General features: G+C 62.2%; 28 protein-coding genes and 1 pseudogene. 26 read left to right on the top strand and 3 right to left on the bottom strand.

Annotation, left to right across the window (positions count from 1 at the left end; translation table 11 throughout):
- The first annotated feature begins 18 nt into the window (after window positions 1-18).
- The 19 genes from rplB to map all read left to right on the top strand — a co-directional run bounded on the left by rplB (window position 19) and on the right by map (window position 11,092).
- Window positions 19-858: a 50S ribosomal protein L2 gene (gene rplB / locus NQJ30_RS01975; RefSeq protein ID WP_255768047.1), complete on the top strand. Its 840-nt coding sequence runs from the start codon at window positions 19-21 to the stop codon at window positions 856-858.
- Between the two features lie 12 nt (window positions 859-870).
- Window positions 871-1,152, top strand: a complete 282-nt coding sequence (gene rpsS / locus NQJ30_RS01970; RefSeq protein WP_011692805.1) for a 30S ribosomal protein S19 — start codon at window positions 871-873, stop codon at window positions 1,150-1,152.
- A 38-nt stretch (window positions 1,153-1,190) separates the two neighbouring features.
- Window positions 1,191-1,556, top strand: coding sequence for a 50S ribosomal protein L22 (gene rplV / locus NQJ30_RS01965; RefSeq protein WP_003803798.1), 366 nt, complete (start codon window positions 1,191-1,193; stop codon window positions 1,554-1,556).
- On the top strand, window positions 1,557-2,390 hold the full coding sequence (gene rpsC, locus NQJ30_RS01960) for a 30S ribosomal protein S3 (protein WP_255768046.1): 834 nt from the start codon (window positions 1,557-1,559) through the stop codon (window positions 2,388-2,390).
- The gene (rplP, locus tag NQJ30_RS01955; RefSeq protein ID WP_190987321.1) at window positions 2,391-2,807 is read left to right on the top strand and encodes a 50S ribosomal protein L16; all 417 of its coding nucleotides are present in this window, start codon (window positions 2,391-2,393) and stop codon (window positions 2,805-2,807) included.
- Window positions 2,808-2,809: 2 nt separating this feature from the next.
- Window positions 2,810-3,139: a 50S ribosomal protein L29 gene (gene rpmC / locus NQJ30_RS01950; protein WP_255768044.1), complete on the top strand. Its 330-nt coding sequence runs from the start codon at window positions 2,810-2,812 to the stop codon at window positions 3,137-3,139.
- Entirely contained in the window at window positions 3,136-3,444 is a 309-nt protein-coding gene (rpsQ, locus tag NQJ30_RS01945; RefSeq protein ID WP_255768043.1) for a 30S ribosomal protein S17, read from the top strand. Before rpmC ends, rpsQ begins: the two co-directional genes overlap by 4 nt.
- Window positions 3,445-3,938: 494 nt before the next feature.
- Window positions 3,939-4,307 carry a 50S ribosomal protein L14 gene (gene rplN, locus NQJ30_RS01940; protein ID WP_024366126.1) on the top strand — a complete coding sequence of 123 codons (369 nt, stop codon included), beginning with the start codon at window positions 3,939-3,941 and terminating at the stop codon, window positions 4,305-4,307.
- A 3-nt stretch (window positions 4,308-4,310) separates the two neighbouring features.
- Window positions 4,311-4,670, top strand: coding sequence for a 50S ribosomal protein L24 (gene rplX, locus NQJ30_RS01935; RefSeq protein WP_066436866.1), 360 nt, complete (start codon window positions 4,311-4,313; stop codon window positions 4,668-4,670).
- On the top strand, window positions 4,670-5,251 hold the full coding sequence (gene rplE, locus NQJ30_RS01930; RefSeq protein ID WP_255768042.1) for a 50S ribosomal protein L5: 582 nt from the start codon (window positions 4,670-4,672) through the stop codon (window positions 5,249-5,251). The genes rplX and rplE overlap by 1 nt, the downstream gene beginning before the upstream one ends.
- Window positions 5,252-5,330: 79 nt before the next feature.
- The gene (gene rpsH / locus NQJ30_RS01925; RefSeq protein ID WP_255768041.1) at window positions 5,331-5,729 is read left to right on the top strand and encodes a 30S ribosomal protein S8; all 399 of its coding nucleotides are present in this window, start codon (window positions 5,331-5,333) and stop codon (window positions 5,727-5,729) included.
- Window positions 5,730-5,747: 18 nt separating this feature from the next.
- Complete coding sequence (gene rplF / locus NQJ30_RS01920; RefSeq protein WP_255768040.1) at window positions 5,748-6,284, top strand: 50S ribosomal protein L6; 537 nt, start codon at window positions 5,748-5,750, stop codon at window positions 6,282-6,284.
- 2 nt (window positions 6,285-6,286) lie between these two features.
- Entirely contained in the window at window positions 6,287-6,670 is a 384-nt protein-coding gene (gene rplR, locus NQJ30_RS01915) for a 50S ribosomal protein L18 (RefSeq protein WP_058931720.1), read from the top strand.
- Window positions 6,667-7,398 (top strand): 30S ribosomal protein S5, encoded by a 732-nt coding sequence (rpsE, locus tag NQJ30_RS01910; RefSeq protein ID WP_255768039.1) that lies wholly within the window; start codon window positions 6,667-6,669, stop codon window positions 7,396-7,398. Before rplR ends, rpsE begins: the two co-directional genes overlap by 4 nt.
- Window positions 7,399-7,401: 3 nt before the next feature.
- Window positions 7,402-7,608 (top strand): 50S ribosomal protein L30, encoded by a 207-nt coding sequence (gene rpmD / locus NQJ30_RS01905; RefSeq protein WP_255768038.1) that lies wholly within the window; start codon window positions 7,402-7,404, stop codon window positions 7,606-7,608.
- Window positions 7,608-8,090, top strand: a complete 483-nt coding sequence (gene rplO, locus NQJ30_RS01900) for a 50S ribosomal protein L15 (RefSeq protein ID WP_255768037.1) — start codon at window positions 7,608-7,610, stop codon at window positions 8,088-8,090. Before rpmD ends, rplO begins: the two co-directional genes overlap by 1 nt.
- A 218-nt stretch (window positions 8,091-8,308) precedes the next feature.
- Window positions 8,309-9,619, top strand: a complete 1,311-nt coding sequence (secY, locus tag NQJ30_RS01895; RefSeq protein WP_255768036.1) for a preprotein translocase subunit SecY — start codon at window positions 8,309-8,311, stop codon at window positions 9,617-9,619.
- A gap of 5 nt (window positions 9,620-9,624) precedes the next feature.
- Window positions 9,625-10,194, top strand: coding sequence for an adenylate kinase (locus tag NQJ30_RS01890; RefSeq protein ID WP_255768196.1), 570 nt, complete (start codon window positions 9,625-9,627; stop codon window positions 10,192-10,194).
- Between the two features lie 70 nt (window positions 10,195-10,264).
- Window positions 10,265-11,092: a type I methionyl aminopeptidase gene (map, locus tag NQJ30_RS01885; RefSeq protein WP_255768035.1), complete on the top strand. Its 828-nt coding sequence runs from the start codon at window positions 10,265-10,267 to the stop codon at window positions 11,090-11,092.
- 340 nt (window positions 11,093-11,432) lie between these two features.
- On the opposite strand, the pseudogene NQJ30_RS01880 reads toward map, so the two are convergent.
- The 3 genes and pseudogenes from NQJ30_RS01880 to NQJ30_RS01870 form a co-directional block, all read right to left on the bottom strand.
- Window positions 11,433-12,569: pseudogene (locus NQJ30_RS01880) on the bottom strand (ABC transporter substrate-binding protein); the annotation flags it as partial.
- A gap of 112 nt (window positions 12,570-12,681) precedes the next feature.
- Window positions 12,682-13,605, bottom strand: a complete 924-nt coding sequence (locus NQJ30_RS01875) for a carbohydrate ABC transporter permease (RefSeq protein ID WP_255768033.1) — start codon at window positions 13,603-13,605, stop codon at window positions 12,682-12,684.
- A complete protein-coding gene (locus tag NQJ30_RS01870) occupies window positions 13,602-14,582 on the bottom strand; it encodes a carbohydrate ABC transporter permease (protein ID WP_255768032.1) in 981 nt (326 codons plus the stop codon). Before NQJ30_RS01870 ends, NQJ30_RS01875 begins: the two co-directional genes overlap by 4 nt.
- A 196-nt stretch (window positions 14,583-14,778) precedes the next feature.
- Between NQJ30_RS01870 and NQJ30_RS01865 the strand changes: the two genes are divergently transcribed.
- From NQJ30_RS01865 to rplQ, 7 genes are all read left to right on the top strand, one after another.
- Complete coding sequence (locus NQJ30_RS01865) at window positions 14,779-15,810, top strand: P1 family peptidase (protein ID WP_255768031.1); 1,032 nt, start codon at window positions 14,779-14,781, stop codon at window positions 15,808-15,810.
- Between the two features lie 175 nt (window positions 15,811-15,985).
- Window positions 15,986-16,207: a translation initiation factor IF-1 gene (infA, locus tag NQJ30_RS01860; protein WP_009358723.1), complete on the top strand. Its 222-nt coding sequence runs from the start codon at window positions 15,986-15,988 to the stop codon at window positions 16,205-16,207.
- 69 nt (window positions 16,208-16,276) lie between these two features.
- Window positions 16,277-16,390, top strand: a complete 114-nt coding sequence (gene rpmJ / locus NQJ30_RS01855; RefSeq protein WP_009358722.1) for a 50S ribosomal protein L36 — start codon at window positions 16,277-16,279, stop codon at window positions 16,388-16,390.
- A 177-nt stretch (window positions 16,391-16,567) separates the two neighbouring features.
- Window positions 16,568-16,942 carry a 30S ribosomal protein S13 gene (gene rpsM / locus NQJ30_RS01850; RefSeq protein WP_028275004.1) on the top strand — a complete coding sequence of 125 codons (375 nt, stop codon included), beginning with the start codon at window positions 16,568-16,570 and terminating at the stop codon, window positions 16,940-16,942.
- A gap of 55 nt (window positions 16,943-16,997) precedes the next feature.
- On the top strand, window positions 16,998-17,399 hold the full coding sequence (gene rpsK / locus NQJ30_RS01845; RefSeq protein ID WP_018760435.1) for a 30S ribosomal protein S11: 402 nt from the start codon (window positions 16,998-17,000) through the stop codon (window positions 17,397-17,399).
- A gap of 129 nt (window positions 17,400-17,528) precedes the next feature.
- Entirely contained in the window at window positions 17,529-18,539 is a 1,011-nt protein-coding gene (locus NQJ30_RS01840) for a DNA-directed RNA polymerase subunit alpha (RefSeq protein ID WP_013601812.1), read from the top strand.
- A gap of 66 nt (window positions 18,540-18,605) precedes the next feature.
- Window positions 18,606-19,331, top strand: a complete 726-nt coding sequence (rplQ, locus tag NQJ30_RS01835; protein ID WP_255768029.1) for a 50S ribosomal protein L17, sunset domain variant — start codon at window positions 18,606-18,608, stop codon at window positions 19,329-19,331.
- Window positions 19,332-19,353 lie beyond the last annotated feature (22 nt).

The following is a 19,353-nucleotide window of genomic DNA, read 5'->3' as shown; positions in this document are numbered from 1 at the left end:
TTAACGAGGAAATAAATTATGGGAATCCGTAAATATAAGCCGACTACCCCGGGCCGTCGTGGCTCGAGCGTAGCGGACTTCACCGAAATCACGCGGTCGACGCCGGAAAAGTCGTTGGTACGTCCGCTGCCCAAGAAGGGCGGCCGTAACAACACCGGTAAGATCACCACCCGTCACAAGGGTGGTGGCCACAAGCGCCAGTACCGTCTGATCGACTTCCGTCGCCACGACAAGGACGGCGTCAACGCCCGCGTTGCCGAAATCGAGTACGATCCGAACCGCACGGCTCGCATCGCCCTCCTGCACTACGTTGATGGCACCAAGCGTTACATCATCGCCCCCAACAAGCTCTCCCAGGGTGACGTCGTTGAGGCAGGTGCCGGTGCTGACATCAAGCCCGGTAACAACCTGCCCCTGCTCAACATCCCGGTGGGTACCGTAATCCACGCAGTTGAACTGCGTCCGGGTGGCGGCGCCAAGATGGGCCGCTCCGCCGGCGCATCGATCCAGCTTGTTGCAAAGGAAGGCCGCTTCGCCCAGCTGCGTCTGCCTTCCGGCGAAATCCGCAACGTTGATGTGCGCTGCCGCGCAACCATCGGCGAGGTCGGCAATGCCGAGCAGTCGAACATCAACTGGGGCAAGGCCGGCCGTATGCGGTGGAAGGGCGTTCGCCCGACCGTCCGTGGTGTCGCCATGAACCCGGTTGACCACCCGCACGGTGGTGGCGAGGGTAAGACGTCCGGTGGACGTAACCCCGTCAACCCGAACGGTAAGCGTGAGGGCCGCACCCGCCGCCCGAACAAAGAGAGCGACAAGCTTATTGTGCGTCGTCGTCGTACTGGCAAGAACAAGCGATAGGAGCCTGGACACATGCCACGCAGCCTGAAAAAAGGTCCTTTCGTTGACCAGCACCTCTTTGTGAAGGTGGACAGGGAAAACGAAAAGGGCACCAAGAACGTCATTAAGACCTGGTCACGCCGTTCGATGATCATCCCCGACATGCTCGGGCACACGATCGCCGTACACGACGGACGCAAGCACATCCCCGTGTTTGTCACTGAGTCGATGGTCGGGCACAAGCTCGGCGAATTCGCTCCCACGCGGACATTCCGCGGCCATGTCAAGGACGACCGTAAGGGCAAGCGCCGCTAGGCGCCTGCACTTACGTCAAAGACGAGAGAAGGAAAGCAATGGAAGCCAAGGCAATTGCGCGTCACATCCGCGTAACGCCTATGAAGGCCCGGCGCGTCGTCAACCTTGTTCGTGGTAAGCAAGCGAATGAGGCTCTGGCAATTCTGAAGTTTGCCCCGCAGGCAGCTTCGGAGCCGGTATTCAAGGTAGTTCAGTCGGCAATCTCCAACGCCCGTGTCCTCGCGGACCGCGACGGCGTTGCGTTTGACGAAGGTGACCTCATCATCAGCGAAGCGTTTGTTGATGAAGGCCCGACCATGAAGCGGTTCCAGCCGCGCGCCCAGGGTCGTGCATTTCAGATCAAGAAGCGCACGAGCCACATCACCGTGGTAGTCGCTACCCCGGAGAAAGAGGAGGCTCGCTAAGTGGGACAGAAAGTAAACCCGCACGGGTTCCGACTCGGCATCACCACCGATCACGTATCGCACTGGTTTGCTGACAGCACCAAGTCCGGCCAGCGGTACAAGGACTTCGTTCGCGAAGACATCCGCATCCGTCAGCTCATGTCCACGGGCATGGAGCGCGCCGGTATCGCCAAGGTCGAGATCGAGCGCACCCGTGACCGTGTCCGCGTGGATATCCACACGGCACGTCCCGGCATCGTTATCGGCCGCCGCGGCGCTGAAGCAGACCGCATCCGCGGCGAGCTTGAGAAGCTGACGGGCAAGCAGGTCCAGCTGAACATCCTCGAGGTCAAGAACCCCGAGATGGAAGCCCAGCTTGTTGCCCAGGGTGTTGCTGAGCAGCTGACTTCCCGCGTGGCTTTCCGCCGTGCGATGAAGAAGGCCATGCAGTCCGCGCAGCGTGCAGGTGCCAAGGGCATCCGTATCGCCTGCTCCGGTCGACTGGGTGGCGCTGAAATGTCCCGCTCGGAGTTCTACCGCGAAGGCCGTGTGCCCCTGCACACCCTCCGTGCGAACATCGACTATGGCTTCTACGAGGCCAAGACCACCTTCGGCCGCATCGGCGTGAAGGTCTGGATCTACAAGGGTGACCTCACCGCCAAGGAACTGGCACAGCAGGCAGCTGCTGCTCCGTCCCGCGGACGCGGCCCCAGCGATCGCCCGGGCCGCCCGGGTGGCGCTGACCGTGGTGACCGCCGCCGTCGTAACGACCGTCCGGCAGCAGAGGCAGCCCCGGCTGCCGAAGCACTGGCAGTTGATGCTGCACCCGCTGCAGTAGAAGGAGGACAGGCTTAAATGCTTATCCCACGTCGAGTCAAGCACCGTAAGCAGCACCACCCGGGTCGTTCCGGCGCTGCTACGGGCGGCACCAAGGTCTCCTTCGGTGAGTACGGCATCCAGGCCCTGAGCCCGGCATACGTCACCAACCGTCAGATCGAGTCTGCCCGTATCGCGATGACCCGCCACATCAAGCGTGGCGGCAAGGTCTGGATCAACATCTACCCGGACCGTCCGATCACGAAGAAGCCTGCCGAAACCCGCATGGGTTCCGGTAAGGGTTCGCCGGAGTGGTGGGTCGCTAACGTCAAGCCGGGACGGGTTCTCTTTGAGATCTCCGGCGTCGAAGAATCGGTAGCTCGCGAGGCCCTGCGCCTGGCAATCCACAAGCTCCCGTTGAAGGCACGCATTTTGCGTCGCGAAGGTGGTGAATAGAAATGGCAGTAGGATCCAAGGAACTTGCATCCGCACAGCTGGACACGTTCGACAACGAGCGCCTCGTTGAAGAACTCCGTAAGGCTAAGGAAGAGCTGTTCAACCTGCGTTTCCAGTCCGCCACCGGTCAGCTGGAGAACCACGGTCGTCTGCGCGCGGTAAAGAAGGACATCGCACGCATCTACACCGTTCTCCGTGAGCGCGAGCTGGGCATTCGTGCCGAGGTTGCCGCACCGGTTGTGGAAGCCCAGGAAGAGAAGAAGTCCAAGAAGGCTGCAACCAAGAAGGCTGAAAAGGCTGAAACGGTTGAGACCGAGGAGGATGCCAAGTGAGTGAAAAGGACGAGAACGTGACGGAAACTGTTTCCGCAGCAGCTACGGCTGGCGAACGCGGTTACCGTAAGACGAAGCGTGGCTACGTGGTCTCGGACAAGATGGAAAAGACCATCGTTGTCCAGGTAGAAGACCGCGTGAAGCACGCTTTGTACGGCAAGGTCATCCGCCGCAACACCAAGATCAAGGCTCACGACGAAGAGAACAGCGCCGGCATCGGCGACCTCGTGCTCCTCGCCGAGACCCGCCCGCTGTCCGCTACCAAGCGGTGGCGCCTGGTCGAGATCCTCGAAAAGGCCAAGTAACACCAGTTACTGCAGCAGAAACCCCCGTTCCCACTTGGGAGCGGGGGTTTCCGCGTTAACGGGTGAGTGCGCGAGCGTCGCCCGAAATGGCGCATCAACTGAGAGAGCGTCCGACGCCGGCGGGCCGGGTTTGCGGGGGAGCGGCACCCGCGGCGGGCCGATTGCATGCGGTGCGTGACGCCGTCGTCCGTCTTGCGGGGTGAGCGCTGCTGGTGATATGGGTGCTGGCCCAAAATGTGCTAAGATTTTGAGTTTGTATGGCGCCGTTCGTGCGTCGACATCAACCTCGTAAACAATCGTGCCACGGCATAGTGCCCCCTCGCGCTTCGGACCCGTCCGAAACCACCTGGGATGCAAATGTTTTTGGCACGGGAGTTTAGGCCTGGTCTGGCAAAATCCAGGCAGGTCAAGAGACACCCCGATCAACCGTTCCGCAAGGCTCATTCCGTAGCAAGATCTCGGCCTGAGAACCGGCGCGACGCAAGGAGTAAATAGTGATTCAGCAGGAGTCGCGACTCAAGGTCGCCGACAACACGGGTGCTAAGGAAATCCTTACCATTCGCGTTCTCGGTGGATCTGGCCGTCGCTACGCAGGCATTGGCGACGTCATCGTCGCTACCGTCAAGGACGCAATTCCGGGCGGCAACGTAAAGAAGGGCGATGTTGTCAAGGCAGTCATCGTCCGTACCAAGAAGGAACGCCGCCGTGCGGATGGTTCCTACATCAAGTTTGACGAGAACGCAGCTGTGATCCTGAAGGCTGACGGTGACCCCCGCGGTACCCGTATCTTCGGACCGGTTGGTCGTGAACTCCGTGACAAGAAGTTCATGAAGATCGTTTCTCTGGCTCCGGAGGTGCTCTAGTCCATGGCTAAGATCAAAAAGGGTGACCTCGTTCAGGTCATCACTGGCGCCAAGGCTGAGCGCGGCGGCGACCGTGGCAAGCAGGGCAAGGTTCTGCGCGTATTCCCCGAGACCAACCGCGTGTTGGTTGAAGGCATTAACCGCGTAACCAAGCACACCAAGGTCGGTCAGTCGCAGCGCGGCACCAAGACCGGTGGCATCGAGGTCGTAGAAGCTTCGATCCACATCTCCAACGTGGCTCTGGTTGACCCGTCCACCAAGAAGCCCACCCGCGTCGGTTTCCGCACCGAGACCGTTGAGCGCGATGGCGTGAAGCGCGAAGTGCGTGTCCGCGTGGCCAAGAGCTCCGGGAAGGACATCTAATGACTGAGACTCTCGAGACTCCGGCAGCGAAGATCGTTCCTCGTCTGAAGACCAAGTACGCCGATTCCATCAAGAGCACGCTCATTGAGGAATTCAAGTACGAAAACGTCAACCAGGTTCCCCGCCTGGTGAAGGTCGTTGTGAACATGGGTGTTGGAGATGCCGCCAAGGACTCCAAGCTGATCGACGGCGCTGTCCGCGATCTCACCGCCATCACCGGCCAGAAGCCGCAGGTAACCAAGGCCCGCAAGTCGATCGCACAGTTCAAGCTGCGCGAAGGCATGCCCATCGGCGCACACGCAACTCTGCGTGGGGACCGCATGTGGGAATTCCTGGATCGTCTGGTCACGCTGGCTCTGCCCCGTATCCGCGACTTCCGCGGCCTCAGCGGCAAGCAGTTCGACGGCAACGGCAACTACACCTTCGGTCTGACCGAGCAGGTTATGTTCCACGAAATCGACCAGGATTCCATCGACCGCACCCGCGGCATGGACATCACGGTTGTGACCACTGCCAAGACCGATGACGAAGGCCGCGCGCTGCTGAAGGCGCTTGGTTTCCCGTTCAAGGCCGAAGACTAATCTAACTACGTAACAGGTCCTTCGCCGAGGCTTCACGCCGCGGCGAGGAAACCGTTATGAGGAAGGGCAAGAGCCCACCATGACAATGACAGATCCTGTCGCAGACATGCTTACGCGTCTGCGCAATGCAAACTCGGCATACCACGATTCCGTGACCATGCCGTACAGCAAGCTCAAGGCACGCGTTGCCGACATCCTGAAGGCCGAAGGTTACATCGCCTCCTGGAAAGAAGAAGACGCTGAAGTTGGCAAGAAGCTGACCCTCGAGCTCAAGTTCGGTCCGAACCGCGAGCGTTCAATCGCTGGTGTTCGTCGTATTTCCAAGCCGGGCCTGCGTGTTTACGCAAAGTCCTCCAACCTCCCGCACGTGCTCGGTGGCCTGGGTGTCGCAATCCTGTCCACCTCTTCCGGCCTCTTGACTGATAAGCAAGCCGGCAAGAAGGGCGTGGGCGGCGAAGTCCTCGCCTACGTCTGGTAACGGGAAAGGAAGAGAATAATGTCACGTATTGGACGTCTCCCCATCACCGTTCCCGCCGGCGTTGAGGTCAAGGTTGACGGCTCTGTCGTCAGCGTCAAGGGTGCCAAGGGCGAGCTGAACCACACTGTGGCCAGCCCGATCGAGGTTTCCCTGGAAGCAGAGACCCTGACCGTCGCCCGCCCGAACGACGAGCGCGCCTCCCGTTCACTCCACGGCCTGACCCGCACCCTGATCTCCAACATGATCGAGGGCGTTACCAAGGGCTACGAGAAGAAGCTTGAAATCGTTGGTACCGGTTACCGCGTTCAGGCCAAGGGATCTGACCTGGAGTTCGCTCTCGGTTTCAGCCACCCGGTAAATGTCTCCGCACCGGAGGGCATCACCTTTGCAGTTGAGACCCCGACCAAGCTCTCTGTTTCAGGAATCAACAAGCAGCAGGTCGGCGAGGTTGCTGCCAACATTCGCAAGCTGCGGAAGCCGGACCCCTATAAGGGCAAGGGCATTCGCTACGCAGGCGAAGTCATCCGCCGCAAGGTCGGAAAGGCTGGTAAGTAACCATGGCCATCTCAATTAACAAGAAGCGCACGAACAAGAGCAAGTCTGCTTCGCGCAGCCGCCGCCAGCTTCGTATCCGCAAGCGCATCTCCGGTACGGCTGTACGTCCTCGTCTGGTCGTCAACCGTTCCGCACGCCACGTGTTCGTCCAGGTTGTCGATGACACCAAGGGCCTGACCGTAGCAAGCGCCTCCACGCTGGAAGCCGACCTTCGTGCATTCGAAGGCGACAAGACCGCCAAGGCCAAGCGCGTTGGCGAGCTCGTTGCCGAGCGTGCGAAGGCTGCCGGTATCGAAGCAGTTGTCTTCGACCGCGGTGGTAACAAGTACCACGGCCGGATTGCTGCTGTCGCTGACGGCGCACGTGAAGGTGGGCTGTCACTGTGACGGAAGCAAACAAGGAAAAGGACACTGTGTCTGCAGATCAGAAGGCGACTGAAGCCGTAGCTGCTCCGGCCACTGAGACCACTGCTCCCGCAGCTGCCGCTGACGACCGCCGTGGTGGCGCTCGTCGTGGCGAGCGTGGAGACCGTGGCCAGGGCCGCGGCGACCGTGGTGGCCGTGGTGGCCGCGACGGCGGCCGTGAAGCTGAGAAGAGCCAGTTCGTAGAACGCGTTGTCACCATCAACCGCGTTTCCAAGGTGGTCAAGGGTGGTCGTCGCTTCAGCTTCACCGCTCTGGTCGTCGTTGGTGACGGTAACGGTATGGTCGGCGTTGGCTACGGCAAGGCTAAGGAAGTTCCTGCCGCAATCGCGAAGGGCGTTGAAGAGGCCAAGAAGTCCTTCTTCCGCGTACCCCGCATTGGCAACACCATCCCGCACCGCGTACAGGGTGAGGCTGCTGCAGGCGTTGTTATGCTGCGTCCGGCTTCCGCTGGTACCGGTGTTATCGCCGGTGGTCCGGTCCGTGCAGTACTGGAGTGCGTGGGCATCCACGACATCCTCTCCAAGTCGCTCGGTTCCGCAAACGCCATCAACATCGTTCACGCGACCGTTGATGCCCTGAAGCGTCTCGAAGAGCCGGCAGCAGTGGCAGCACGCCGCGGCCTGCCCCTCGACGAGGTTGCTCCGCCGGCAATGGTGAAGGCAATCCTGAACCAGAAGGCGGGTGTCTAAGTCATGGCTAAGAACCTGATTCCCTCCGACTCCCAGTTGGAGATCACCCAGATCAAGGGCGTCATTGGCGCCAAGCAGAACCAGCGCGACACCCTGCGGTCACTCGGCCTGAAGCGGATCGGACACACAGTTGTCCGCACCGCCGACGCCGTCACCGTGGGAATGCTCAACACGGTTCCGCACCTCGTGAATGTAGAGGAGGCGAAGTAATGGCAGAGAACAAGACCGCCGCAGAGTCTGCTGAGAAGCAGAACGCTCTGAAGGTCCACCACCTGCGTCCCGCCCCGGGTGCCAAGACCGCCAAGACCCGTGTGGGTCGTGGTGAAGGTTCCAAGGGTAAGACCGCTGGCCGCGGTACCAAGGGTACGAAGGCCCGCTACCAGGTCAAGGCTGGCTTTGCCGGCGGCCAGCTGCCGCTGCACATGCGCCTGCCGAAGCTTCGCGGCTTCAAGAACCCGTTCCGGGTTGAGTTCCAGGTTGTAAACCTGGACAAGCTCAACGAGCTGTTCCCGGAAGGTGGCGCCGTCACCGTGGAAAACCTGGTCGAAAAGGGCGCCGTTCGCAAGAACCAGCCCGTCAAGGTGCTGGGCACCGGCGACATCACCGTCAAGGTTGACGTCACCGCCCACGCATTCTCGGCCAGCGCCGCAGAAAAGATCGCCGCAGCGGGCGGAAGCACCACCGCGCTCTAAGGAGCCGGTGGGCGGAAGTCCGTTGTTGACTCCCGGTGTGCAGGACCCCAGGGCCCTGCACGCCGGGAGTTTTTTCACATCCGCACACCGAATAATTCCTGCCGTCCGTCGCGCGATTGGCCCCGCGGATTATTCGCATGGCCAATCCACCCGTTAGACTCGGTTGTTGGGATTATTGACACCCATCACACCACCCCATTTACAACACAGGAGGACGCTTGCTTAGCGCATTTGGCCGGGCCTTTCGCACGCCTGATCTGCGACGCAAGTTGTTGTTCACGCTGGGAATCATCACAATCTTCCGCTTGGGTGCCTTCATTCCCTCGCCTGGTGTGAACTACCAGAATGTCCAGCAATGCTTGCAGAACGGTCAGACCGCGGGCGGGCTCTACCAGCTCGTCAACCTGTTCAGCGGCGGCGCCTTGCTTCAGGTGTCCATCTTCGCCCTGGGCATCATGCCGTACATTACGGCCAGCATCATCGTCCAGCTGCTCCGGGTGGTCATTCCCCGGTTCCAGCAGCTGTACGAGGAGGGCGCCTCAGGGCAGTCCAAGCTCACCCAGTACACCCGGTACCTCACCATTGCCCTTGGTTTGCTCAACGCCACGACGCTGGTGTCGTTGGCCCGCTCAGGCCAGCTGCTGCCGGGCTGTGCGCTGCCGATCATCCCCGATAACAGCATCGTCACCACGATCCTGATTATCATCACGCTCACCGCCGGTACCGGACTCATCATGTGGATGGGCGAACTGGTCACGGAAAAGGGTGTCGGCAACGGTATGTCGCTGCTCATCTTCACCTCCATCGCCGCGCAGTTCCCCACCTCCCTGGGTGCGATCTGGACCTCGCAGGGTCCGGGAACGTTCTTCCTGGTCCTCGCCATTGGACTGGTGACAGTTGCCCTGGTGGTCTTCGTGGAGCAGTCCCAACGCCGTGTTCCGGTGCAGTATGCCAAGCGCATGATCGGCCGCCGTACCGTGGGCGGCACCAGCACCTACATCCCCATCAAGGTGAACATGGCAGGCGTGATCCCTGTGATCTTCGCGTCCTCCATGCTGTACCTGCCGGGGCTGATTTCACAGTTCAACCAGCCCAAGAACGGCGAGCCGCTGCAGCCGTGGGTTGAGTGGATCAACAACAACCTGACACGAGGAGATCACCCGATCTACATGGTGCTGTACTTCGCCATGATCGTGTTCTTCACCTACTTCTACGTCGCGATCACCTTCAACCCTGAAGAGGTCTCCGACAATATGAAAAAGTACGGCGGTTTCATTCCGGGTATCCGTGCCGGTAAACCGACCGCGGACTACCTGCAGTACGTGCTCTCAAGGATCACGCTCCCCGGGGCCTTTTACCTGGGCTTCGTGGCGCTCATTCCGCTGATTGCATTGGTACTGATCAACGCGAACCAGAACTTCCCGTTCGGTGGCACCTCGATCCTGATCATGGTGGGTGTTGGCCTTGAAACCGTCAAGCAAATAGATGCGCAACTACAGCAACGTCACTACGAAGGGCTATTGCGATGACTAAAATGTTGATTATTGGGCCGCCCGGCTCCGGTAAAGGAACCCAAGCGGAACGTATCTCCGAGCGCCTCGGTGTCGTGGCGATCTCCACCGGCGATATCTTCCGAGCCAATGTGAAGGGCGAAACGCCCCTTGGCATCGAGGCCAAGAAGTACATGGACGCCGGCGACTTCGTTCCGGACAGCGTGACCAACAAGATGGTCCGTGACCGGCTCGGCGAGTCCGACGTCGAAAACGGCTTCCTCCTGGACGGGTACCCGCGCACCACCGCGCAGGTGGATTACCTCGACGGGATCCTCGCCAGCAGCGAGGAAAAGCTCGACGTCGTCCTGCAGCTGACTGCAGACGATGAGGAACTCGTGGCACGCCTCCTGGGCCGTGCCAAGGAAACCGGCCGGAGTGACGACAACGAAGCCGTTATCCGTCACCGACTGGACCTCTACCACGAGCAGACCGAAGCCGTTGTGGCCAAGTATGCCGACCGTGGCATCCTGACCCGGGTTGACGGCATCGGCGGCATCGACGAGGTCACCGACCGCGTCATGGAAGCCATCAAGGGAGCGCAGGCCGCCTGAACAGGCAACTAAGTTATTCGAGGCTCCTCCCGGATTCCGGGAGGAGCCTCAGCCATTGAAAGGACACACCATGGCTTTCGGCCAGCCCCGTATCGAATACAAGACCAACGCCCAGATGCGCACCATGCACGAGGCCGGCCTGGTCCTGAGCCGTGCCCTGGACGCGGCCGTGGCCGCGGCCGTGCCCGGCGTCACCACCAAGCACCTGGACGACGTCTTCGCCGCGGTGCTGAACGAGGCAGGTGCCAAGTCCAACTTCCTCGGCTACCACGGCTTCCCGGCGACGGTCTGCACGTCCGTGAACGAGGAAGTGGTGCACGGGATTCCCGGCAGCAAGGTCCTGAAGGACGGAGACATCATCTCCATCGACGGCGGCGCGATCGTTGACGGCTGGCACTCGGACTCTGCCCGGACGGTAATTGTTGGCACGGCGGATCCCGAGGACCAGCGCCTCTCGGACGTCACGCAGGCCGCCATGTGGCACGGCATCGCGGCACTGGCCAAGCGAGGCCACGTGGGCGACGTCGGTGCAGCCATCGATGACTACGTCTCCTCGGTGCCGGGCAAGCCGCTGGGCATCCTGGAAGACTACGTGGGCCACGGCATCGGTTCCGAAATGCACATGGCACCGGATGTCCTGAACTACCGGACCAACCACCGCGGCCCCAAGGTCAAGGCAGGCCTGTGCCTGGCCATCGAGCCCATGCTGGTCCGCGGCAGCATTGACACCGCCGTGCTGGCGGACGACTGGACCGTGGTGACCACCGACGGCAAGCGCTCCTGCCAGTGGGAACACTCGGTGGCCGTCCACGACCGGGGGATCTGGGTCCTTTCAGCGCCCGACGGCGGCGCGGAGCACCTGGTCCCGCTCGGCGTCACCCCCGTCCCCATTCCGTAACCGCTGCTTAAACCCAACTGGGTCGCAGTTGATGCTGTTATGAGGGCTCATAACGACATCTACTGCGACCCAGTTGGGTGGGGGCCGCAGCGGTGAGCTTCCCGCCGCGGCCCACCGGCTGGCACGGAAGTCAGGCCTTGAGCTTGGGCTTGACGTCCTTGGTGTAGATTCCCTCGAGCGTTGCCTTCAGCTCGGTCATGGTGGCCTTGACATCGCCCTGCTGGGTCAGGATCTTGGCGGCCGCCTTGGCCATTTCCTGGTCGGCGCCGGGCAGGAACGCACGGGCGTTGTCCTGCACTTTGGTGACGGCCAGCTGGTCCATGGCGATCTTGATCTGCGGGGTCTGGGCCAGCACCGCGGTCATGTCAGCCGAGGTCCGGGTGGGCATGTAACCGGTGGCGGCCGAGAACGCGGCCGTGTTTTCCGGCTCGGTCATGAACTGCAGGAACATGGCGGCGGCGAGCTGTTCCTCCTTGGTGACGCCGCTGGGGATGCCCAAGCCGGCGCCGCCGGTGGGGCACACCCCGGTCTTTTCCTTGGAGCCGCCCGGCAGGAACCCGACGCCTACGTTGAACTTGGCGGACTTCAGGATGCCGATCAGCGAACCGGTGGACGACAGGGTGGCCGAAGCCAGGCCTGCGGCGAAGTCGTCGGCGGATTCCTTGGAGGAGACGCCGGCCCAGGCGTCCTTGTATACGGAGTCCTGGGCAGCCTGCAGTGCCGCCACGGATTCGGCTGAATCACAGGTGATGTCCCAGCCCTTGGACCAGCTGCCGCCTTCGCCCCAGAGGTTGTTCTGCAGGGTCCAGCCCGCGTAACCGGCCAGGGCGGGGTGCATAAAGGCGTACTGCGCGCCTGACGCAGCCTTGAGCTTGGGGGCCCAGTCGGCGAACTCCTGCCAGGTGGCGGGGGCGCGGTCCGGGAGGCCCGCTGCGGCGAAGTGGTCCTTGTTGTAGTAGAACAACGGGGTGGACCGGCCGTAGGGGAGGGCCCACTGCTTGCCGGCGTACTTGTAGTCATCCACCAGCGAGGTGCGGAAGTCGCCCAGCTTGATGTCCAGCTGCTTGACCAGCGAGTCGATGGGGATAATGCTCTCGTTCAGGTAGTAGCGGAACCACCAGACGTCGGAGAGGACCACCAGCGAGGGCAGGCCTGACTTGGCGGCCTGGGCGGTCTGGAACTTCTGCGCGATTTCCTCGTAGTTCGCGCCCGCGGTCACCAGGTTCACCTTGATGTCCGGGTACTTTGCGTGGAACTTCTCGATGATGCTCTTTTCCACGTCCTGCGACTTGCCGGGGTGGTTGGACCAGAAATCGATGGACGCGGCGGGCTTCACGCCGCTGAAGTCGATATCGGCGGCGGTGGTGGTGGCCGCGCCGGGGGTGGTGGACGGGCCGCCGCAGGCTGCCAGTGCGGTGGCTCCTGCTCCGGCCCCGGCCAGGGTGAGGAAAAACCGTCGATCAAGGGTGAACGTCATGGTACTGCCTTTCGTTTGGTGCCTCGGTGATGCTGGATGCGGTGGATGGTTTGGAATGGGCGCACGACGGCGCCGCCGGACGGGGTGCCCGACGACGGCGTGGGTGCGGGCTCTAGCCGGTGACGCTGCCCTGGGTCAGGCCGGCCACGATGTAGCGCTGGAGCATGGCGAAGACGATGAGGATGGGGATGATCACCAGGACGGCGCCGGCCATCATGATTCCCCAGCCGGCTCCGTTGCTTTCGGAGTTCTGCAGGAGCGTCAGCCCGACGGGCAGCGTCATGCTTTCGGGTTTGTCCGTGATGATCAGCGGCCAGATGTACTCGTTCCATTCGCTGACCACGGTGACCAGGGCAACCGTGGCGATTGAGGGGACGGACACCGGCACCACAATCTGCCAGAGCCGCCGCCAGTGCCCGGCGCCGTCGATCTCGGCCGATTCGAGGATGGAACCGGGCAGGGTGAGGAAGTGCTGGCGCAGGAGGAACGTGCCGAATGCTGTGCCCAGGCCGGGCAGGATGATGCCCCAGAGGGTGTTCTTTCCGCCCATCCCGGCGATCAGGATGTAGTTCGGCAGGATGGACACCTGGGGCGGGACCATGAGGGCCACGAGGATCAGGACGAAGATCAGGTTCTTGAACGGGAAGCGCACAAACACCAGGGCGTAGGCGGTCAGCAGGGCAAGGATCACCTTGATGCCGGACCCCACCACGGTGACGATGGTGCTGTTGAGGAAGAACTGCCCGAACGGCACGGTGGTCATGGCCACCCGGTAGTTCTCCGGGTCAAGGGCGGCCGGGAGCACCTTCAGGTCCACGGTGACGATTTCACCCGGCTGCTTGAAGGAGCTCAGCACCATCCAGAGCAATGGCAGGAAGACCACCAGGACGGCGACAACCAGGGGCACATAGCCGCCCACCACCGTCTGCAGCAGATTGGCACGGGAGAATGGCCGCTCGCGGCGCGGGACGGCGTCGGGCGTTGCACCGTCGCCTGGGGACGAACCGGGGCTGACGACGGGGGCGGGAGCACTCACGAGTAGTGGACTTTCTTTTCGACGAACCGCAGCTGCAGCACCGTGATGACCAGCAGGATGACAAAGAGGACCACGGAGATCGCGGCGGAGTAGCCGGCCCGGTTGTAGGCACCGAAGGCCTGCAGATACGCCTCGTAGATGAGCGTGCTGGTGCCGGCGCCGAGCGGCGTCATGATTCGGATGAGGTCGAAAGCCTGCAGCGAGCTGAGCATGGTGGTGATCAGCAGGAAGAACGTGGTGGGGGAAAGGAGGGGCAGGGCCATGCTGACGAACCGCCGGAAACTGCCGGCACCGTCGAGGGAGGCCGCTTCCATCACGTCCTTCGGCAGCGACTGGAGCCCCGCGAGGAATACGACGGCACAATAACCGAGGTTCTTCCAGACGTACACGATGATCACCATCACCAGGGAGAGCTGGGGATCGTTGATCCACTGCGGGCTCGGCTGCCCGAAGCCCCGGAGGATCCAGGCGAGCACACCGTAGCCGGGGTCGAAGATAAACAGCCACACGAGTCCCACACCCACACCGGAGAGGACATAGGGTGCGAACACCGCCGACCTGGCGAACGTGGTGCCGCGGACCTTCGAGTTCAGCGCCAGGGCAATGAGCAGGCCTAGCACCATGGAGCCGCCCACCGTGGCGGCCGTGAACACGGCGGTGGTGCCCAGCACCCGAGCGGCGTCGGCGCTGGTGAAGAACGTGACGTAATTTTCCAGGCCGACGACGGCGGCTGAGGCTGACCCGAGCGTCCAGTTCAGCGTGGAGTAGTAGATGTTGTTGATCAGCGGGAGGTAGGTAAACACCGCGATGAGCACAAGGTTGGGCAGCGCCAATGCGAGGAAGACAAGGAAATCGCGGCGGGACCTGCTGGACCAGCGCTTCCGGTTCGGGGAAGTCGCGGTTCCCTGGTGCTTCGCGCTGCCGGCGGCCTCGGATGCCGCGGAACTGCCGGGCTTGGCCGTGAGCTGTGGAGTCATGGATCTCAATCGGGAGGCCTGCGGGGGCAGGGCTGGGGAGGATTTGAGACCACTCCATCACATCGTCCGGGCAGGTCAGGGCCGGATCCGGCTCCGCAGCGGATTGTTGGCCAAGGCTTCGGGACCCGTTCACTAACAGTTCGGCTTGCGCGCCCGAATCGGATAACCGGCGACGCCGCAGGGCAGAATGGAGCGCATGGGAGCCATTACCGACGTACCCGGAATCCGGGTGGGGCACGTGCAGAAGAACGACGACGGCTGGCTCACCGGGGCGACGGTGGTCCTGCCGCCGCCCGGGACAGTGGGGTCGGTGGACGTCCGCGGCGGCGGGCCCGGCACCCACGAGACCGACGCCCTGGATCCCACCACCCTGGTAGCCACCGTGGACGCCGTGGTCCTCACCGGCGGCAGCGCCTACGGCCTGGTCACCGCCCACGGTGCGCAACGCTGGTGCGAGGAAAACGGCAGAGGCTTCCCGGTGGCCGGGGGAGTGGTGCCGATCGTCCCCGCGGCGGCCATCTTCGACCTGGGCCGCGGCGGCGACTTTTCAGCGCGCCCGACGGCAGACATGGGCTACGCGGCAACGGCCGCCGCCGCCGCGCAACCGGAAGGCCACGACGTCGGACGCGGCAACGTGGGTGCCGGCACCGGTGCTGTCATCGGGCGGGGCCGGTTCAAGGGAGGGGTTGGCTCGGCTTCGGTCACGCTTGAGAACGGCGTTGTTGTTGGAGCGCTGGCCGTCGTGAACGCGTTGGGTCTGCCGGTTTCCGACGGTGGGCAGGGCCCGCAACCCTCCGCGCGCTCGGTCGTTCCTCCCTTAGACGCGCGCTTCCGGGTTCCGGAACCTGCCCACCGAGAGGCGCAGGTCCAACTCCCCGAGCCTCCGTCAGCGACTGACGGAACCCCGCCTCTAAACACGACACTTGTCGTGGTGGCAACGAACGCCTTACTTGACCCTGCCGAGTGCTATCGGACGGCTTCTGCTGCACATGCCGGGTTGGCGCGGGCACTCAACCCGAGTCACACGTTGGCCGATGGGGACACTGTTTTTTGTTTGGCTACTGGTGAGGTGCCTTTGGACCGGAGCACTGAGACTGTGCGGCAGGTAAGTCTCATCACGCTCCAGAGTGCGGCAGCCGACGTCGTACGTTTGGCCATCCTCGATGGCGTGCGGAGCGCTGCGGCGGTGAGCACTCCTGCCGGCGAATTTGGTGCCTACGGCGGTTAGTGGGTTACTATGCCCGATTTAACTTTTACCCGGATACAGGGTAGTGTTGCTTGTTGGTTGTCTGCCCTGCTGTGCCCTGTTTGGGGCCAGAGGTGACAACCGATCCAACAAAAACGTTCGTGGTCATGTCCGGTGCAATCCGGCAGGGCCGCGGCAACAACAGTTAGCGGAGGGTATGGCCAAGAAGGACGGGGTCATTGAGATCGAAGGCGTTGTGACTGAGGCGCTGCCTAACGCGATGTTTCGCGTTGAGTTGACCAACAAGCACATCGTACTCGCGCACATCTCAGGCAAGATGCGCCAGCACTACATCCGGATTCTCCCTGAGGACCGCGTAGTGGTGGAACTGAGCCCGTATGACCTCACTCGGGGTCGTATCGTCTACCGCTACAAGTAAATTCTGGGCAGCTTCAGCATGAGCTGAACGCTGCTCCAGTTGATCAACTGCCACACGCAAAGGAATGCCATGAAGGTCAAGCCGAGCGTCAAGCAGATCTGCGAAAAGTGCAAAGTGATCCGCCGTAATGGCCGGGTCATGGTGATCTGCGAGAACCCGCGCCACAAGCAGCGCCAGGGCTAATTTCCTTCTCCTGAAGGAAACCCTGGGTTGCTAACCCACGCAAGTAAATAAAGGCAGCACAAGCTGAACTGGGACGCATGAGCCCGGACAGCTAACCCCCGGTCGGAGGCTGGGGCCGCACAGAACGTGCGGGTGTACTGCCTACGACCTCCGGTTTATTCAAGGAGTACTGCCAATATGGCTCGTCTCGCTGGCGTAGACATTCCCCGCGAAAAGCGGTTGGAAATTGCGCTTACTTACATCTACGGCGTGGGCAAGACCCGTGCACACGAAACCCTGGCTGCCACTGGCATCAGCGCTGACGTCCGAGTTAAGGACCTCACCGATGCCCAGCTGGTTGAACTGCGTGATTACATCGAAGGCAACTACAAGGTTGAGGGTGACCTTCGCCGCGAAGTAGCAGCTGATATCCGCCGCAAGGTTGAAATCGGCAGCTACGAAGGTATTCGCCACCGTAAGGGCCTGCCCGTCCGCGGGCAGCGTACGAAGACCAACGCCCGTACCCGCAAGGGTCCGAAGCGCACCGTCGCAGGCAAGAAGAAGGCCCGTTAAAATCCCCGCCGGGATTAACGGAACTTTCCCCAATAACTTTCTGTAGGAGAAAATAATGCCCCCAAAGACTCGTGGCGCGGTTCGCAAGCCGCGTAAGAAGGACAAAAAGAATATCGCGCTGGGCCAGGCGCACATCAAGAGCACCTTTAACAACACCATCGTTTCCATCACGGATCCGAGCGGCGCTGTTATCTCCTGGGCTTCCTCAGGTGAGGTCGGCTTCAAGGGCTCACGTAAGTCCACCCCGTTCGCAGCCCAGATGGCTGCCGAAGCTGCTGCCAAGCGTGCCCAGGAGCACGGCATGCGCAAGGTTGACGTTTTCGTCAAGGGCCCGGGTTCCGGACGCGAGACCGCAATCCGCTCGCTGCAGGCCGCTGGCCTCGAGGTTGGCTCCATCCAGGACGTCACCCCCGCAGCGCACAACGGCTGCCGTCCGCCGAAGCGCCGCCGCGTCTAAGCCTTTCCAGCAGTTGAGCTTGCCCGGACCGTTGCGGTCCGGGCAAGCCCAGCCGCGTTAAGTCTTCAGACCGAATTTCCACCACCTGTGTTGCGTCATATAGCGGATGCTCGCCGAAAGGAAACCTAAGTGCTCATTGCACAGCGCCCCACCCTCTCCGAAGAGGTAGTCTCCGAAAACCGCTCGCGTTTCATCATTGAACCGCTGGAACCGGGCTTCGGCTACACCCTCGGAAACTCCCTCCGCCGTACCCTGCTCTCCTCCATCCCCGGTGCCGCTGTAACCAGCATCCGGATCGATGGCGTGCTGCACGAGTTCACCACGGTTCCTGGTGTCAAGGAAGATGTCACCGAGATCATCCTGAACATCAAGAGCCTGTCGGTCTCCTCCGAGCACGACGAGCCGGTTGTTGCTTACCTGCGCAAGCAGGGCCCCGGAGTCGTCACCGCCGCGGACATTGCTCCGCCGGCCGGCGTCGAATTCCACAACCCGGATCTGCACATTGCCACGCTGAACTCGAAGGGCAAGTTCGAACTCGAACTGACCATCGAGCGCGGCCGCGGCTACGTTTCGGCAGCTCAGAACAAGTCCGGCGACGCCGAGATCGGCCGTATTCCGGTCGACTCGATCTACTCGCCGGTGCTGAAGGTTACTTTCCGCGTGGAAGCAACCCGTGTTGAGCAGCGCACCGACTTCGACAAGCTCATTGTCGACGTCGAGACCAAGCAGGCCATCGCCCCGCGCGATGCTGTTGCGTCCGCAGGCACCACCCTGGTGGAACTCTTCGGTCTGGCACGCGAGCTGAACACCGCAGCTGAAGGTATCGAGATTGGCCCGTCGCCGACGGATGCTGCCCTGGCAGCGGACATGGCACTGCCGATCGAGGATCTGGACCTCACCGTCCGTTCCTACAACTGCCTCAAGCGTGAGGGCATCCACACCGTGGGTGAACTCGTTGCCCGCTCCGAGGCTGACCTGATGGACATCCGTAACTTCGGTGCCAAGTCCATTGACGAAGTCAAGGCAAAGCTGGTTGAACTGGGCCTGTCCCTCAAGGATTCGCCTCCCGGTTTTGACCTCGCAGCACGCGCAGCAGCAATTGAAGAGGACGACGCCGCCTTCGGCGACGACGAACTCTAAAACAGATCTTGGCCGGCGGGCACCATGGTGTGCCCACCACCGGCTTCCATATGAGGAGAAACAATTATGCCTACCCCCACTAAGGGTCCGCGCCTCGGAGGCGGCCCGGCTCACGAGCGTCTCATGCTCGCGAACCTGGCAGCAGCACTGTTCGAGCACAAGCGGATCACCACCACGGTGACCAAGGCCAAGCGCCTGAAGCCGTACGCCGAGCGTCTGGTGACCTTCGCCAAGCGTGGCGACCTCGCTTCCCGCCGCCGTGTCCTCGGCCTGATCAGCAACAAGGGCGTTGTCCACGAGCTGTTCACCGACATTGCACAGGCAGTGGAGAACCGCGACGGCGGCTACACCCGTATCACCAAGATCGGCAACCGCAAGGGCGACAACGCTCCCATGGCTGTCATCGAACTGGTTCTCGAGCCGGTTTCCGCCAAGCAGGCTGTTGTGGCCGAAGCTACCTCCGCTGCCAAGCGCGATGCTGAGAAGGCTGCTCCGGCCGCCGAAGAAGCTCCCGCCGAGGCCGAGGTTGCCGAGACCGAAGCTGCCGAGGCTCCGGCTGCCGAGGCTGCTGAAGCCAAGTACGCCGGCTCCAAGCCTGCTACGGCTGACAACGTTGCCCCCGAGGGCTTCGAGGTCAAGGGCAACGAGGACTCCATGAAGTACCACGTTCCCGGCTCACGCTGGTACGACGCCACCACGGCTGAGGTCTGGTTCGACTCTGCCGAATCCGCCGCAGCTGCAGGCTTCGCGCCTGCCGGCGGCGAGGCTGCACAGGCCACCGAAGCTGAGTAATCAGCCTCTGTCGCTCCAGTAG

Origin of the sequence: Pseudarthrobacter sulfonivorans (genome assembly GCF_024391045.1) — a bacterium.
Taxonomy (GTDB): domain Bacteria; phylum Actinomycetota; class Actinomycetes; order Actinomycetales; family Micrococcaceae; genus Arthrobacter; species Arthrobacter sulfonivorans_B.
Note: the sequence above shows the minus strand (reverse complement) of the source record. Positions and strands in the feature narration are given on the sequence as shown.

Bases quoted from the DNA above. Each gene is read 5' to 3' on its own strand.
- infA (WP_009358723.1), top strand. From the start codon at position 15,986: ATGGCCAAGAAGGACGGGGTCATTGAGATCGAAGGCGTTGTGACTGAG.
- rplQ (WP_255768029.1), top strand. From the start codon at position 18,606: ATGCCTACCCCCACTAAGGGTCCGCGCCTCGGAGGCGGCCCGGCTCAC.
- rpsH (WP_255768041.1), top strand. From the start codon at position 5,331: ATGACAATGACAGATCCTGTCGCAGACATGCTTACGCGTCTGCGCAAT.
- rplB (WP_255768047.1), top strand. From the start codon at position 19: ATGGGAATCCGTAAATATAAGCCGACTACCCCGGGCCGTCGTGGCTCG.
- map (WP_255768035.1), top strand. From the start codon at position 10,265: ATGGCTTTCGGCCAGCCCCGTATCGAATACAAGACCAACGCCCAGATG.
- rpmJ (WP_009358722.1), top strand. From the start codon at position 16,277: ATGAAGGTCAAGCCGAGCGTCAAGCAGATCTGCGAAAAGTGCAAAGTG.
- rplE (WP_255768042.1), top strand. From the start codon at position 4,670: ATGACTGAGACTCTCGAGACTCCGGCAGCGAAGATCGTTCCTCGTCTG.
- rpsK (WP_018760435.1), top strand. From the start codon at position 16,998: ATGCCCCCAAAGACTCGTGGCGCGGTTCGCAAGCCGCGTAAGAAGGAC.
- rplR (WP_058931720.1), top strand. From the start codon at position 6,287: ATGGCCATCTCAATTAACAAGAAGCGCACGAACAAGAGCAAGTCTGCT.
- rpmD (WP_255768038.1), top strand. From the start codon at position 7,402: ATGGCTAAGAACCTGATTCCCTCCGACTCCCAGTTGGAGATCACCCAG.
- rplF (WP_255768040.1), top strand. From the start codon at position 5,748: ATGTCACGTATTGGACGTCTCCCCATCACCGTTCCCGCCGGCGTTGAG.
- rpmC (WP_255768044.1), top strand. From the start codon at position 2,810: ATGGCAGTAGGATCCAAGGAACTTGCATCCGCACAGCTGGACACGTTC.
- NQJ30_RS01870 (WP_255768032.1), bottom strand. From the start codon at position 14,582: ATGACTCCACAGCTCACGGCCAAGCCCGGCAGTTCCGCGGCATCCGAG.
- rplO (WP_255768037.1), top strand. From the start codon at position 7,608: ATGGCAGAGAACAAGACCGCCGCAGAGTCTGCTGAGAAGCAGAACGCT.
- rpsM (WP_028275004.1), top strand. From the start codon at position 16,568: ATGGCTCGTCTCGCTGGCGTAGACATTCCCCGCGAAAAGCGGTTGGAA.
- rplP (WP_190987321.1), top strand. From the start codon at position 2,391: ATGCTTATCCCACGTCGAGTCAAGCACCGTAAGCAGCACCACCCGGGT.
- rplV (WP_003803798.1), top strand. From the start codon at position 1,191: ATGGAAGCCAAGGCAATTGCGCGTCACATCCGCGTAACGCCTATGAAG.
- rplX (WP_066436866.1), top strand. From the start codon at position 4,311: ATGGCTAAGATCAAAAAGGGTGACCTCGTTCAGGTCATCACTGGCGCC.
- rpsS (WP_011692805.1), top strand. From the start codon at position 871: ATGCCACGCAGCCTGAAAAAAGGTCCTTTCGTTGACCAGCACCTCTTT.
- NQJ30_RS01865 (WP_255768031.1), top strand. From the start codon at position 14,779: ATGGGAGCCATTACCGACGTACCCGGAATCCGGGTGGGGCACGTGCAG.
- NQJ30_RS01890 (WP_255768196.1), top strand. From the start codon at position 9,625: ATGTTGATTATTGGGCCGCCCGGCTCCGGTAAAGGAACCCAAGCGGAA.